This window comes from Streptomyces sp. NPDC096079 (assembly GCF_040303145.1).
GTDB lineage: Bacteria > Actinomycetota > Actinomycetes > Streptomycetales > Streptomycetaceae > Streptomyces.
In genome coordinates this window covers 326843-339866 of sequence record NZ_JBEOST010000005.1, presented here as the reverse complement: position 1 = coordinate 339866, position 13024 = coordinate 326843, and the positions used below count along the sequence as shown (strand labels likewise).

Below are 13024 nucleotides of genomic sequence, written 5' to 3'. Positions count from 1 at the left end.
GCGGGCAGGGCCCGTTCGTCACACCGTCACACCACGCTTCAGATCTCGCCGCGCAGTTTGGCGAGCGCCTCGGCGAGGATGGCCTCGCCGTCGGCGTCGCTGCGCCGCTCACGCACATAGGCGAGGTGGGTCTTGTACGGCTCCGTGCGCGGCGGGTCCGGCGGGTTGTCCCGGTCCTGACCTGCCGGGAAGCCGCAGCGCGGGCAGTCCCAGGTATCCGGGACCGCCGCGTCGCTGGCGAAGCTCGGCTGCGTCTCGTGCCCGTTCGAGCACCAGAAGGAGATGCGGAGGCGCGGCGCCGACTCGCCCCGCTCGGCCTCCCCCATCGGCCCCGCTCCGACCCGGCTTCCCCGGATCGCGTTGCCACTTGCCACGGTCGTAACTCCCTGCGTGATGGTGCTCGAAGATGCCCCAGTCTACGTAAGGCCCAACGCGCGTCCAGTGATTGGAGTTACCCGTCCAACTTCATCAGGAGACCAAGTACCACAATGCAGGCGAACCAGAGCAGACCGACCACGACCGTGATCCGGTCCAGGTTCCGCTCGGCGACCGAGGAGCCGCCGACGGAGGACTGCATGCCGCCTCCGAACATGTCGGAGAGGCCGCCGCCCTTCCCCTTGTGCATCAGCACGAGCAGCATCAGCAGCGCGCTGAAGACGATCAGGGCGATCGAGAACCCCATAACCACGGCTGGACCAACTTCCTCGGACTTATACGGACGGGGGCCGGGCACCTGCCCGACCCCCGCAAGGGTACGACGTAACTCCGCTACCGCATACTCACTGGTCGCGGAAGCGCGCGATCTTGACGAACTCGTCGGCGTCCAGCGCCGCGCCGCCCACCAGGGCGCCGTCGACATCCGGCTGCGCCATGATCGCGGCCACGTTGCCGGCCTTGACGGAGCCGCCGTACTGGATGCGGACCTTGTCGGCCAGCTCCTGCGAGTACAGCTCCGCGAGACGGCCGCGGATCGCCCCGCAGACCTCCTGGGCGTCCTCGGGGGTGGCGACCTCGCCGGTGCCGATCGCCCAGACGGGCTCGTACGCGATCACGATGGTCTCGGCCTGCTCGGCCGGGACGTCCTTCAGACCGCCGTCGATCTGCGCGAGGGTGTACGCGACCTGATCGCCCGCCTTGCGGATGTCCAGGCCCTCGCCGACGCAGAGGATCGGGGTGACGCCGTGCTTGAAGGCGGCCTTCACCTTGGCGTTGCAGACCTCGTCGTTCTCGGCGTGGTACTGGCGGCGCTCGGAGTGGCCGACGGCGACGTATGCGGCCTTCAGCTTGGACAGCATCAGGCCCGAGATCTCGCCGGTGTAGGCGCCGGAGTCGTGCGCCGAGATGTCCTGGGCGCCGTACTTGATCTTGAGCTTGTCGCCGTCGACCAGGGTCTGGACGGACCGCAGGTCGGTGAAGGGGACGAGGACGGCGACCTCACAGGCGTCGTAGTCCTTGTCCGTCAGGGCGAAGGCGAGCTTCTGGACGTGGGCGATGGCCTCCAGGTGGTTGAGGTTCATCTTCCAGTTGCCCGCCATCAGCGGGGTGCGGGTGGTCATAAGGGGGTCAGTCCTCCAGTGCGACGAGGCCGGGGAGCTTCTTGCCCTCGAGGTATTCGAGGGAGGCGCCGCCGCCGGTCGAGATGTGTCCGAATGCCTTCTCGTCGAAGCCCAGGGTGCGCACGGCCGCGGCGGAGTCGCCACCGCCGACCACCGTGAAGGCCGGGGAGTCGACGAGCGCCTGGGCGACGGCCTTGGTGCCCTCGGCGTAGTCGGGGTGCTCGAAGACGCCCATGGGCCCGTTCCAGAAGACGGTGCCGGCGTCGGCGAGCTTCGAGGCGTAGAGCTTACGGGTCTCCGGACCGATGTCCAGGCCCTCCTGGTCCGCCGGGATGGCCTCCGCGGCGACCGTGGTGGGGTGGGCCGGGGCCTTGGTCTTCAGGTCGGGGAACTCGGCCGAGACCAGGACGTCGACGGGGAGGACGAACTCCACGCCGCGCTCCTTGGCCCGCTCCAGGTAGCCGAGGACCGCCGGGATCTGGTCCTCCTGGAGCAGCGAGATGCCGACCTCGTGGCCCAGGGCCTTGAGGAAGGTGTACGCCATGCCGCCGCCGATGAGGATGCGGTCGGCCTTCTCCAGGAGGTGGTCGATCACGCCGAGCTTGTCGGAGACCTTGGCGCCGCCGAGCACGACCGCGTAGGGCCGCCGGACGTCGTCCGTGAGCTTCTTCAGGACGCCGACCTCGGTGGCGATGAGGTAGCCGGCGGCGTGCGGGAGGCGCGCCGGGAGGTCGAAGACCGAGGCGTGCTTGCGGTGCACGGCGCCGAAGCCGTCGCCGACGTACAGGCCGGCGAGGGCCGCCAGCTGGTCCGCGAAGGCGCCGCGCTCGGCGTCGTCCTTCGAGGTCTCGCCGGCGTTGAAGCGGAGGTTCTCGACGACGGCCACCCGGCCGTCGGCGAGGCCCGCGACGGTCGCCTGCGCGGACTCGCCGACCGTGTCGGTCGCGAAGGCCACGTCGGCGCCGAGGAGTTCACCGAGCCGCGCGGCGGCCGGGGCGAGCGAGAAGGCCGGGTCCGGGGCGCCCTTGGGACGGCCCAGGTGCGAGGCGACCACGACGCGGGCGCCCGCGTCGGCCAGCGCCTTGACCGTGGGGACGACGGCGCGGATGCGTCCGTCGTCGGTGATCCTGGTGCCTTCGAGGGGCACGTTGAGGTCGGCACGCACGAACACGCGCTTGCCTGCGACGCCGGCTTCGAGAAGCTCGTCGATCGTCTTCATCTGTTAACAGACTCCTTGGTACGCGGTGGAGCACACAAACAGGGCTCGCACAGCGCACCGTTGCGCTGCCCGAGCCCTGCTCCCATCGAAAAACCCGCCCTGAAGCTTAGAGCTGGCCGCCGACGAAGACGGTGAGGTCGACGAGACGGTTGGAGTAGCCCCACTCGTTGTCGTACCAGCCGAGGATCTTGACCGTGTTGCCTTCCTGGACCATCGTCAGGGAGGCGTCGAAGGTGCACGACGCCGGGTCGCTGACGATGTCCGAGGAGACGATCGGGTCCTCGGTGTAGAACAGGATGCCCTTCAGGTCGCCGTCGTCGGCGGCCTTCTTGAACGCGGCGTTGACCTCGTCCTTGGTGACCTCGCGGTCGAGGGTGACGACGAGGTCGGTGGCCGAACCGGTCGGGACCGGGACGCGCATCGCGATGCCGTCGAGCTTGCCCTTGAGCTGCGGCAGGACCAGGGCGGTGGCCTTGGCGGCGCCCGTCGTGGTCGGGATGATGTTCTCCGCGGCGGCGCGGGCGCGGCGCAGGTCCTTGTGCGGGAAGTCCAGGATGCGCTGGTCGTTGGTGTACGCGTGGACCGTCGTCATGAGGCCCTTGACGATGCCGAAGTTCTCGTCGAGGACCTTGGCCATCGGCGCGACGCAGTTCGTGGTGCAGGACGCGTTCGAGATGACGTCGTGCTTCGCCGGCTCGTACTTGTCCTGGTTGACGCCCATGACGATGGTGATGTCCTCGTCGGTGGCCGGAGCCGAGATGAGGACCTTCTTGGCGCCGCCGGCGAGGTGCTTCGCGGCATCGGCCTTCTTGGTGAAGATGCCGGTCGACTCGATGACGATGTCGACGCCCAGGTCGCCCCAGGGGATGTCGGCCGGGTCGCGCTCGGACAGCACCTTGATGGTGTGACCGTCGACGGTGATGGTGTCGGCGGTGTGGGACACCTCGGCCTTGAGGCGGCCCAGGATGGTGTCGTACTTCAGCAGGTGGGCCGTGGTCGCGGTGTCACCCAGGTCGTTGACGGCCACGACCTCGATCGCCGCACCCTGCTCAAGGAGCGCGCGGAAATAGTTCCGGCCGATGCGGCCAAAGCCGTTGATGCCTACGCGGATCGTCACGAACCGATCTCCTCGTTAGGAACGCCGGTGTATCGACGCCGGCGAGATTTTTGTTTTTTGGGATGTCCCCGACCGCTTACGACCCTACCTCCCCGGCCGCCCCCGGGTGACATCCCGCGCAGCCGGACGAGCCCGGAAAGTGAGGGAGAACGGCCGGCGACCCGCACCTACCAACGGGTACGGGCCGCCATGGGACCTTTGTCCCCACTACTCTCCGTCAGCGCCGGAGCACCGCGAGGGCGCGGCCGAGGAGCCGTGCGCGCTCCGCCGTGCCGGGCACGTGCTCCAGGCCGAAGCCGAGGAGGACGGTGTCGCGGGTGGTGACCGCCGCCTGGGAGTGGAAGAGCGCTCCGGAGCGCGTCCAGTCGGTGGTGTTGCCGGGGCTGCCGGCCGGGGCGCCCGGCGTGGACCAGGCGCCGAGGGAGGTCTCGAAGCCCTCGGACTCGGTGCCGGTCCCGGTGACGAGCCGGGTGTCGTCGACGAAGGCGCCCATCTCTCCCGTGCCGGGGTCGGAGACGTACGAGAGGGCGAGCTCGACCTTCCGGCCGGCCCAGGGGCTCAGGTCGACGGAGGCCTGCCGCCAGCCGTTGGAGGGGCCGGTGAAGGCGTTCCAGGAGCCGGTGGTGCCGGTGGGCGCGCAGCCGTCCTCGCCGACGGTGAGGTAGTGGGCGAGGAAGGGGTGGCCGCGGACGTAGTAGCCCTCTCCGCAGTCGGCCGGGGGCGTGGCGGAGGTGCCGCCGTTGAGGTCGGGCAGGGTGGTCCAGTCGTCCTGGCCGACGGTGTGCGCCTCGATGACGAGGTTGTCGTAGCCGGGCTCGGTGTCGTAGCTGACCTGGAAGTCCAGGCGCGGCCCCGAAGCGGCGGCGACGCCGGTGAGGTCGACGGTCCTGGCGAGCCGGGCCCAGGTGTCGTCGGCGTGCTTGACGGCCGCGAAGGTGGAGCCCTCGGCGGGTTCGAAGGGGGTGCGGACGCCCGGGTAGTCGCCGGCGGAGGCGCTGCTCGCGAACTGCGGGAAGTCCTTCGGCTTCAGGGTGTCCGAGGTGACGGTGTACGCGCCCGCGTTGTCCAGCGGGTTGGCGTCGGCGGCGCCGAGGCTCGCGCCGGTGCCCGCGAACGCGCCCGTGCCGCTGAAGGCGGGCGGGTTCTTGAGGCCCGCGCGGTGGTAGGCGCCGAGGTAGTACTGGGCGAAGTCGTTGGTCTCCGCGAGTCCGACCTCGGTGAGTCCGCCGGACTTCTCGCCGGCGTTGACGAGCTTGCCGCCCTCGTTGAGGTAGGCGCGGACGGCCAGCTGGGCGGCGCCGTCGGGGCGCTCGGCGCCGGTGTACCAGACGACGGTGCGGAAGTGGGAGAGCACGCCGAGGGCGTCCGGGGCGCCCTGGGTGGCGACGTCCCACACGGCGGCCCCGCGCTTGTTGTCGGCGAGCGCCTTCACGTACGCGGCGGTGTGCCGGGCGGCGGTGGTGCCGCCCTCGTCGGCGAGGACGAGCACGTCGCCGCGCGGGCGCTCGGCCACCTTGTACGTGAAGGGGGCGGAGGCGGTGGCCCGGCCCTCCCGGGTGCGGGCGGTGAACCAGACCTCGACGGAGTCGCCCGGACGGGCGCCCTCGACCTCGGCCCGGTACTCGTCGAAGTAGAGGTTGTCGTCGCCGCCGTAGGTCTCGCCGCCCTTCCAGGCCTCCAGGCCCTCGCTGTGGGTGCGGCCGCCGTTGATCCGGTACTTCAGGGTCTTGGCGCGCAGCGACTTGCGGGCGGTGACGGCGACCTCCTGCTCCTCGCCGCGGGCGTAGGAGGTGGCGAAGGTCTTGGGGGTGAGGTCGGGGGCGTCGATGCCGACCGGGGAGACGGGCCGGTCCGGGTGGGCGGTGGTCTCGGCGACGGCGAGCGCGAAGGGGACGTTCTTGGCGAACTCGGCCTGGATCAGCTTCTCGTCGTCCGGGAAGGTGAAGACGGAGGCGCAGTCGCCCGGGTTCCACGCGTCGTTCGGGTCGACGCGGGAGGCGGTGGCGCAGGTCGACATCTCCGGGGTGAACATCTGCATCCCGTTGACGTTGGCGGCGTGTCCGTCCGCCTCGCCGTTGGTGATGTACAGCTCCGAGGAGACCTGCGGGCGGTAGCCGGGCACGGCGGAGTTCTGCGGGGTGCCGGCGAGGGCCTTGAGGGCCACGTCGTCGGGGGTGTCGGTGGCGACCTGCCAGCCCACGCCGTACAGCAACAGCTGCGCGGCCGAGTGGTAGTTGACGCCGTACGCGAAGCCGATGCGCTTCTGGAAGGCGTCCAGGGCCCTGGTCTCGGGCTCCGACATGGCGGTCTTGCCGCGGAAGGTCTCGTCCGCCGGGTCGGGGGACGAGCCCTCGTTGTCGTAGCCCCACTTGTAGGCGAAGTTGCGGTTGAGGTCGACGCCGTCGCCGTCGCCGATCTTCCCGTCGCCGTCGTTGTCGCGGAGGTTCTTCCGCCACTGCCGGTGGGCGGGGTCGGCGTGCGTGTAGTCGTAGCCGTCGGGGTTGGCGGAGAGCACGAACCACAGCTCGGTCGTGTCGACGATCCGGGTGATCCGCGGGTCCTTGCCGTAGTTGTCGAGGAAGTGGTGCATCAGCCGGCGGGTCATCTCCGGGGTGATCCACTCGCGCGCGTGCTGGTTCGACATGTACAGCGTGGCGGGCTTCGAGCCGTCCTTGACGCGCTGGGCGCCCTTGGTCAGCTTGAGGGCGAGGATGTCCTGCCCCTTGAGGGTCTTGCCGAGGGAGACGACCTTGGTCAGCCCGGGGTCGGCCCGCGCGGTGTCCAGGATCTCCTGCTTGAGGCCGTTCGGGCCGCCGTACGGGCGGAAGACGCCGTCCCCGGCCGCGGCGACCCGCTTCTCGGCCTGGGCGCCGATGCTGTGCTCGGTGATCTCGACGCCCTGGCCGCGCAGCCGCCCGGCCTGCCGGGCGGTGAGGAAGAGCTCGACCGTCGCGGAGCCCTTGGCCGGGACGCGCTCGGTGAGTTCATGGGCGTCGGCGCCGGCGTCGAGGAGCAGGGGCACCTGCTCCTGGCTGACCTGGGCACGCCACACGGAGAGGCCGCCGCCGTCCCGGTCGTTCGGCTGCGCTCCGGCGACGGGTGCCGCCGCCACTCCGGCGATCAGCAGTGAAGCCGCGGCGAGGATCGATCTCGCTCTGCGTCTCATGAGCCCCCCTTGCTGTTGTCTGTCACGAAGGCGAACAGACGCCAGGCTCTTGGGCACTCATGGGCCTGTCAAGGGTGCCTCGCGGGTGTACGAGAAAAGCTGCCGGTGCCTCAGAAAGGCACCGGCAGCCCGGAGTTCACGCTTCCGTACGACTCTCCCGTACGGGCTCAGCCGACGAGGCTGTCGTCCAGCTCCTCCGTCAGGTTGGACTCGGTCCCGGGGATCCCCAGGTCCTGCGCCCGCTTGTCGGCCATCGCGAGCAGCCGGCGGATCCGGCCGGCCACCGCGTCCTTGGTCAGCGGCGGGTCGGCGAGCGCGCCCAGCTCCTCCAGGGAGGCCTGCTTGTGCTCCATGCGCAGCCGCCCGGCCGCGGCGAGGTGCTCGGGCACCTCCTCGCCGAGGATCTCCAGGGCGCGCTGCACCCGGGCCCCCGCGGCGACGGCGGCACGGGCCGAGCGGCGCAGGTTGGCGTCGTCGAAGTTGGCCAGGCGGTTGGCGGTGGCGCGGACCTCGCGCCGCATCCGCCGCTCCTCCCAGGCGAGCACCGACTCGTGCGCGCCGAGCCGGGTCAGCAGGGCGCCGATCGCGTCGCCGTCACGGACGACGACCCGGTCCACGCCGCGCACCTCGCGGGCCTTCGCCGCGATGGAGAGCCGACGGGCCGCGCCGACCAGGGCGAGGGCGGCCTCCGGTCCCGGGCAGGTCACCTCCAGGGAGGAGGAGCGTCCGGGCTCGGTCAGCGAACCGTGGGCGAGGAACGCGCCCCGCCAGGCCGCCTCGGCGTCGCAGGTCGCGCCCGAGACCACCTGCGGGGGGAGGCCCCGGATGGGCCGGCCGCGGCCGTCCACGAGACCCGTCTGCCGGGCCAGCTGGTCGCCGCCCGCCACCACCCGCACCACGAAGCGCGAGCCGCGCCGCAGACCGCCGGGGGCCATCACGATCAGCTCGGAGCTGTGCCCGAAGATCTCCAGGATGTCCCGCTTGAGGCGGCGGGCCGCCATCGCCGTGTCCAGCTCCGCCTCGATCACGATGCGCCCGCTCACCAGGTGCAGCCCGCCCGCGAACCGCAGGATCGACGAGACCTCTGCCTTCCTGCAGCAGGTCCGGGTGACGGGAAGCCGGGAGATCTCGTCCTTCACCGCTGCCGTCATCGCCATGGGCCGATCCTTCCATGCATCCGAAAAATACGGTCGTACGCGGCGGCCAACAGCTCCGGGTCATGCTTCGCGGAGCCGTCGGGCCGGGCCACCGGCGCCAGCTCGACCGCCGCACCGAGCCGCTTGGCGGCGTCGGCGAGGGGCTCCCGGGCTGACACGTCGGGCACGGCGGCCTCGTCGGCCAGCACCACGTCCAGGGCGAGTTTAGGGGCGTGTCGTCCCAAAACCTCCAAATGACGCTGCGGGGAGAAGCCCTCGGTTTCTCCGGGCTGCGGCGCGAGGTTCAGCGAGAGGACCTTCCGGGCCTTCGTCTCGACCAGGGCGTCGAGGAGCTCGGGGACCAGGAGGTGCGGGATCACCGAGGAGAACCAGGAGCCGGGACCGAGGACCACCCAGTCCGCGTCCAGGACCGCCGCGACCGCCTCCGGCACGGCCGGCGGGTCGTGCGGCACCAGGTGCACGGACTGCACCTCGCCCGGGGTGAGTGCCACGGTCGCCTGGCCCGCCACGGTGTCCACGTCGTCCGGACGCTCCGGGTCGTGCCCCTTGACCAGCGCCTGGAGCTCCAGGGGCACGGCCGACATGGGCAGCACCCGGCCCTGGGCACCGAGCAGCCGGCCGACCAGGTCGAGGGCCTGCACGGGGTCGCCGAGCTGCTCCCAGAGCGCGACGATCAGCAGGTTGCCCACGGCGTGGCCGTTGATCTCGCCCTTGGACTGGAAGCGGTGCTGGATGACCCGGGCCCAGGTCTGGCCCCAGTCGTCGTCGCCGCAGAGCGCGGCGAGCGCCTTGCGCAGGTCGCCCGGGGGGAGCACGCCGAGCTCCTCCCGGAGCCGGCCGCTGGAGCCCCCGTCGTCGGCGACGGTGACCACGGCGGTGAGGTCGCCGGTGATCCGGCGCAGCGCGGCGAGGGAGGCCGACAGGCCCATGCCGCCGCCGAGCGCGACCACCTTCGGCTGGGCGCCGCGCCTGCGGAGCGTACGCCGCACCGAGAGGGTGGACGTACGCCGACGGTACGGCTTCACTCGCGCCCCATGTCCCGGTGGACGACGACGGTCTCGACCCCTTCGGAGGCCAGGCGGGCGGCGAGGCGCTCGGCGGTGGCGACGGAGCGGTGCTTGCCGCCCGTGCAGCCCACGGCGATGGTCACGTACCGCTTGCCCTCGCGGCGGTAGCCCGCGGCGATCAGCTGGAGCAGCTCGGTGTAGCGGTCCAGGAACTCCTTGGCACCGGGCTGGTTGTAGACGTAGTTCGACACCTCCTCGTTGAGGCCGGTGAAGGGGCGCAGCTCGGGGACCCAGTGCGGGTTCGGCAGGAAGCGCATGTCGACGACGAGGTCGGCGTCGACCGGCAGGCCGTACTTGAAGCCGAAGGACATCACGGTGGCCCTGAGCTCGGGCTCCTCGTCGCCGGCGAACTGGGCGTCCATCTTGGCGCGCAGCTCGTGGACGTTCAGGCTGGAGGTGTCGATCACCAGGTCGGCGTCGCCGCGCAGCTCGCGCAGCAGGTCGCGCTCGGCGGCGATGCCGTCGGTGATGCGGCCGTCGCCCTGGAGCGGGTGCGGCCTGCGGACCGACTCGAAGCGCCGGACCAGGGCCTCGTCGGAGGACTCCAGGAAGACGATCCGGCGGGTGACCTGCTTGGCGTCCAGGTCGGCGAGGGACTCCCGGAGGTTGTCGAAGAACTGCCGGCCGCGGACGTCGACGACGACGGCGATCCGCGCGACGTTGCCCTGGGAGCGGGCGCCGAGCTCCACCATGGTGGGGATCAGCGCGGGCGGCAGGTTGTCCACGACGAACCAGCCGAGGTCCTCCAGACACTTCGCCGCGGTGGACCGGCCGGCTCCGGACATGCCGGAGATGATCACCAGCTCGGGAATGGCCGCCTCGGCGCCGTTGTCGCCGGGGGTCTCCTTCGTGCCCGTACTCACGTGTCCTGCTCCGTCTTCTCGGTCGTGCTCGTCGTGCGTGTGGTGCTCGGTCATGCGGTGGCGCCCCCGTCGTCTTCCATGATCTCTCCTGTGGCCGTGTTCACGGCGGGTGCGGCGGGGGCCGCCTGGGCCAGGGCCACGGCGACCGCCTCCGCGGTCTTCCGGCCGAAGCCGGGGACCTCACAGATCTGCTCGATTGTCGCCTGCCGCAGCCGCTTCACCGAGCCGAAATGCTTGATCAAGGCCTGCTTGCGCGCGTCGCCGAGGCCGGGGACGGCGTCGAGCGGGCTGGTCCGGAGGCGTTTGGTCCGCTTGGACCGCTGGTAGCGGATGGCGAAGTCGTGAGCCGTGTCACGCACCCGCTGGAGCAGATAGAGGCCCTCGCTGGAGCGGGGCAGCACCACGGGGTCGTCCTCGCCGGGCAGCCAGACCTCCTCCAGGCGTTTGGCGAGGCCGCAGACCGCGACGTCGTCGATGCCGAGCTCGTCGAGGGCGCGGCGGGCCGCCGCGACCTGCGGCTGCCCGCCGTCGACGACGACGAGCTGCGGCGGGTAGGCGAAGCGCTTGGGCCGCCCGTCGTCCTGGGCGTCGTCGACGGGGACCTCGCCGCCGGCCTCCCCCTCCGCGAGGGCGCCCCACTCCCCCGTGCGGTCCTTCTCGGCCAGGTAGCGCTTGAAGCGCCGGCTGATCACCTCGTGCATGGACCGGACGTCGTCCTGGCCCTCGAAGCCCTTGATCTGGAAGCGGCGGTACTCGCTCTTGCGGGGCAGCCCGTCCTCGAAGACGACCATCGAGGCGACGACGTCCTCGCCCTGGAGGTGCGAGATGTCGAAGCACTCGATCCGCAGCGGCGCCGAGTCCAGGTCCAGGGCCTCGGCGATCTCCTCCAGGGCCCGCGAGCGGGTGGTGAGGTCGCTGGCCCGCTTGGTCTTGTGCAGCACGAGCGCCTGCTGGGCGTTGCGCGCGACCGTCTCCATCAGGTCCTTCTTGTCGCCGCGCTGCGGCACGCGCAGCGAGACGAGGGAGCCGCGGCGGCCGGAGAGCCAGGCCGAGACCGCCTCCGTGTCCTCGGGGAGCGCCGGGACCAGGACCTCCTTGGGGACCGCGTCGCCGCTCTCCTCGCCGTACAGCTGCTGGAGCGCGTGCTCCACGAGTCCCGCCGTGTCGACGGCCTCGACCTTGTCCGTGACCCAGCCGCGCTGGCCCCGGACGCGTCCGCCGCGCACGTGGAAGATCTGGACGGCGGCCTCCAGCTCGTCCTCGGCGAGGGCGATCAGGTCCGCGTCGGTGGCGTCGGCGAGGACCACCGCGTTCTTCTCCATGGCCTTGCGGAGGGCCTCTATGTCGTCGCGGAGCCGGGCGGCCTTCTCGTACTCCATGTCCTCGGCCGCGACCATCATCTGCTTCTCGAGCCGGCGGATGTACGTGCCGGTGCGGCCGGCCATGAAGTCGCTGAAGTCCTCCGCCAGTTCGCGGTGCTCCTCGGGCGTGACGCGGCCGACGCAGGGCGCCGAGCACTTGCCGATGTAGCCGAGGAGGCAGGGCCGTCCGGCGGAGGCCGCGTTCCGGAAGACGCCCGCCGAGCACGTCCGGACGGGGAACACCCGCAGCATCAGGTCGACGGTCTCGCGGATCGCCCACGCGTGCGCGTACGGCCCGAAGTAGCGCACGCCCTTCTTCTTGTGGCCGCGCATGACCTGGACGCGCGGGAACTCCTCGTTCATCGTGACGGCGAGGTAGGGATAGCTCTTGTCGTCCCGGTACTTCACGTTGAACCGGGGGTCGAACTCCTTGATCCAGGAGTACTCCAGCTGCAGCGCCTCGACCTCGGTGGACACCACCGTCCACTCCACGGAGGCGGCCGTCGTCACCATGGTGGCCGTGCGCGGGTGCAGGCTCGCGAGCGGCTGGAAGTAGTTCGCCAGCCGCTGGCGCAGGGACTTCGCCTTCCCGACGTAGATCACCCGACGGTGCTCGTCGCGGAACTTGTAGACCCCCGGGGAGTCGGGGATCTGCCCCGGCTTGGGGCGGTAGCTGGAGGGGTCTGCCATGTTCCCCACCCTACTGGCGGACACCGACACTCAGAGCGGGCACGCTCGTTGGCCGGGCATGGCTCAGGACACTTCAGGACGGCTGGCGGACCGGGTGTGCGTGATCACCGGCGCGGCGAGCGGGATCGGCCGGGCGACGACGGAACGCTTCCTGCGGGAGGGGGCTCGGGTGGTGGCCGCGGACGTCGACGCGGACCGCCTCGCGACCCTCGGGGGCGTGACCCCGGTGGTCGGCGACGTCTCCCGGGAGGAGGACGCGCGGCGGATGATCGGCACGGCGGTGGAGCGCTTCGGACGGCTGGACGTCCTGGTGGCGAACGCGGGCGTGATCCCGCTGCTCTCCGTCACCGAGGCGGAGGGCTCGGACTTCGACCGGGTGATGGCCGTCGACGGCCGCGGCATGTTCCTGACCTGCAAGTACGCCATCGAGGCCATGCTCGTCTCGGGCGGCGGGGCCATCGTGTGCACCTCGTCGATCTCGGGCGTGGCCGGCCAGGCCCGGCAGGCGGTCTACGGTCCGGCGAAGTTCGTGGCGACGGGGCTGACGAAGCACCTGGCGGTGGAGTGGGCCGCGCGCGGCATCCGCGTCAACGCGGTCGCGCCCGGCACGATCGAGACCGAGCGGGTGGTCGCCGCGCGCGGGGAGCCGGGCGGCCCCGAGTACCTCGCGGAGGTCCTCGGGGCCCACCCGATGCGCCGCTTCGGCACCCCGGAGGAGGTGGCGGCGGCGATCCTGTTCCTGTCCTCGGACGAGGCGTCCTTCATCACGGGCGCGGTACTGGCCGTGGACGGGGGTTATCTGGCGCAGTAAGGCGTCCGTGTCCTGGG

11 protein-coding genes are annotated in these 13024 nt (G+C 71.3%); 1 reads left to right on the top strand and 10 read right to left on the bottom strand.

Translation table 11 applies throughout. The annotated features are described in order from the left end of the window. Positions 1 to 38 precede the first annotated feature (38 nt). The 10 genes from ABTY59_RS13905 to uvrC all read right to left on the bottom strand — a co-directional run bounded on the left by ABTY59_RS13905 (position 39) and on the right by uvrC (position 12196). Positions 39 to 374: an RNA polymerase-binding protein RbpA gene (locus ABTY59_RS13905; RefSeq protein WP_078908267.1), complete on the bottom strand. Its 336-nt coding sequence runs from the start codon at positions 372 to 374 to the stop codon at positions 39 to 41. Positions 375 to 451: 77 nt separating this feature from the next. Further along, complete coding sequence (gene secG / locus ABTY59_RS13900) at positions 452 to 682, bottom strand: preprotein translocase subunit SecG (protein WP_030205174.1); 231 nt, start codon at positions 680 to 682, stop codon at positions 452 to 454. Between the two features lie 97 nt (positions 683 to 779). Next, positions 780 to 1556, bottom strand: a complete 777-nt coding sequence (tpiA, locus tag ABTY59_RS13895) for a triose-phosphate isomerase (protein ID WP_352019137.1) — start codon at positions 1554 to 1556, stop codon at positions 780 to 782. A 7-nt stretch (positions 1557 to 1563) separates the two neighbouring features. After that, the gene (locus ABTY59_RS13890; protein ID WP_352019136.1) at positions 1564 to 2775 is read right to left on the bottom strand and encodes a phosphoglycerate kinase; all 1212 of its coding nucleotides are present in this window, start codon (positions 2773 to 2775) and stop codon (positions 1564 to 1566) included. A 106-nt stretch (positions 2776 to 2881) separates the two neighbouring features. Further along, complete coding sequence (gene gap, locus ABTY59_RS13885; protein ID WP_352019135.1) at positions 2882 to 3892, bottom strand: type I glyceraldehyde-3-phosphate dehydrogenase; 1011 nt, start codon at positions 3890 to 3892, stop codon at positions 2882 to 2884. Positions 3893 to 4109: 217 nt separating this feature from the next. Next, complete coding sequence (locus tag ABTY59_RS13880; protein ID WP_352019134.1) at positions 4110 to 7058, bottom strand: M14 family metallopeptidase; 2949 nt, start codon at positions 7056 to 7058, stop codon at positions 4110 to 4112. A 167-nt stretch (positions 7059 to 7225) separates the two neighbouring features. After that, positions 7226 to 8215 carry a DNA-binding protein WhiA gene (gene whiA, locus ABTY59_RS13875; protein WP_030205188.1) on the bottom strand — a complete coding sequence of 330 codons (990 nt, stop codon included), beginning with the start codon at positions 8213 to 8215 and terminating at the stop codon, positions 7226 to 7228. Next, a complete protein-coding gene (locus tag ABTY59_RS13870; RefSeq protein WP_352019133.1) occupies positions 8206 to 9240 on the bottom strand; it encodes a gluconeogenesis factor YvcK family protein in 1035 nt (344 codons plus the stop codon). Before ABTY59_RS13870 ends, whiA begins: the two co-directional genes overlap by 10 nt. Then, positions 9237 to 10199 carry an RNase adapter RapZ gene (gene rapZ / locus ABTY59_RS13865; protein WP_352019132.1) on the bottom strand — a complete coding sequence of 321 codons (963 nt, stop codon included), beginning with the start codon at positions 10197 to 10199 and terminating at the stop codon, positions 9237 to 9239. The genes ABTY59_RS13870 and rapZ overlap by 4 nt, the downstream gene beginning before the upstream one ends. Next, on the bottom strand, positions 10196 to 12196 hold the full coding sequence (uvrC, locus tag ABTY59_RS13860; RefSeq protein ID WP_352019131.1) for an excinuclease ABC subunit UvrC: 2001 nt from the start codon (positions 12194 to 12196) through the stop codon (positions 10196 to 10198). Before uvrC ends, rapZ begins: the two co-directional genes overlap by 4 nt. A gap of 58 nt (positions 12197 to 12254) precedes the next feature. On the opposite strand from uvrC, the gene ABTY59_RS13855 reads away from it, so the two are divergent. After that, the gene (locus ABTY59_RS13855; protein WP_352019130.1) at positions 12255 to 13007 is read left to right on the top strand and encodes an SDR family NAD(P)-dependent oxidoreductase; all 753 of its coding nucleotides are present in this window, start codon (positions 12255 to 12257) and stop codon (positions 13005 to 13007) included. The last annotated feature ends 17 nt before the right edge of the window (positions 13008 to 13024 follow it).

What these genes read in the sequence shown, in the direction of transcription:
- secG (WP_030205174.1), bottom strand. Translation starts at nt 682, where the DNA reads ATGGGGTTCTCGATCGCCCTGATCGTCTTCAGCGCGCTGCTGATGCTG.
- ABTY59_RS13855 (WP_352019130.1), top strand. Translation starts at nt 12,255, where the DNA reads ATGGCTCAGGACACTTCAGGACGGCTGGCGGACCGGGTGTGCGTGATC.
- rapZ (WP_352019132.1), bottom strand. Translation starts at nt 10,199, where the DNA reads ATGACCGAGCACCACACGCACGACGAGCACGACCGAGAAGACGGAGCA.
- uvrC (WP_352019131.1), bottom strand. Translation starts at nt 12,196, where the DNA reads ATGGCAGACCCCTCCAGCTACCGCCCCAAGCCGGGGCAGATCCCCGAC.
- whiA (WP_030205188.1), bottom strand. Translation starts at nt 8,215, where the DNA reads ATGGCGATGACGGCAGCGGTGAAGGACGAGATCTCCCGGCTTCCCGTC.
- ABTY59_RS13880 (WP_352019134.1), bottom strand. Translation starts at nt 7,058, where the DNA reads ATGAGACGCAGAGCGAGATCGATCCTCGCCGCGGCTTCACTGCTGATC.
- ABTY59_RS13890 (WP_352019136.1), bottom strand. Translation starts at nt 2,775, where the DNA reads ATGAAGACGATCGACGAGCTTCTCGAAGCCGGCGTCGCAGGCAAGCGC.
- tpiA (WP_352019137.1), bottom strand. Translation starts at nt 1,556, where the DNA reads ATGACCACCCGCACCCCGCTGATGGCGGGCAACTGGAAGATGAACCTC.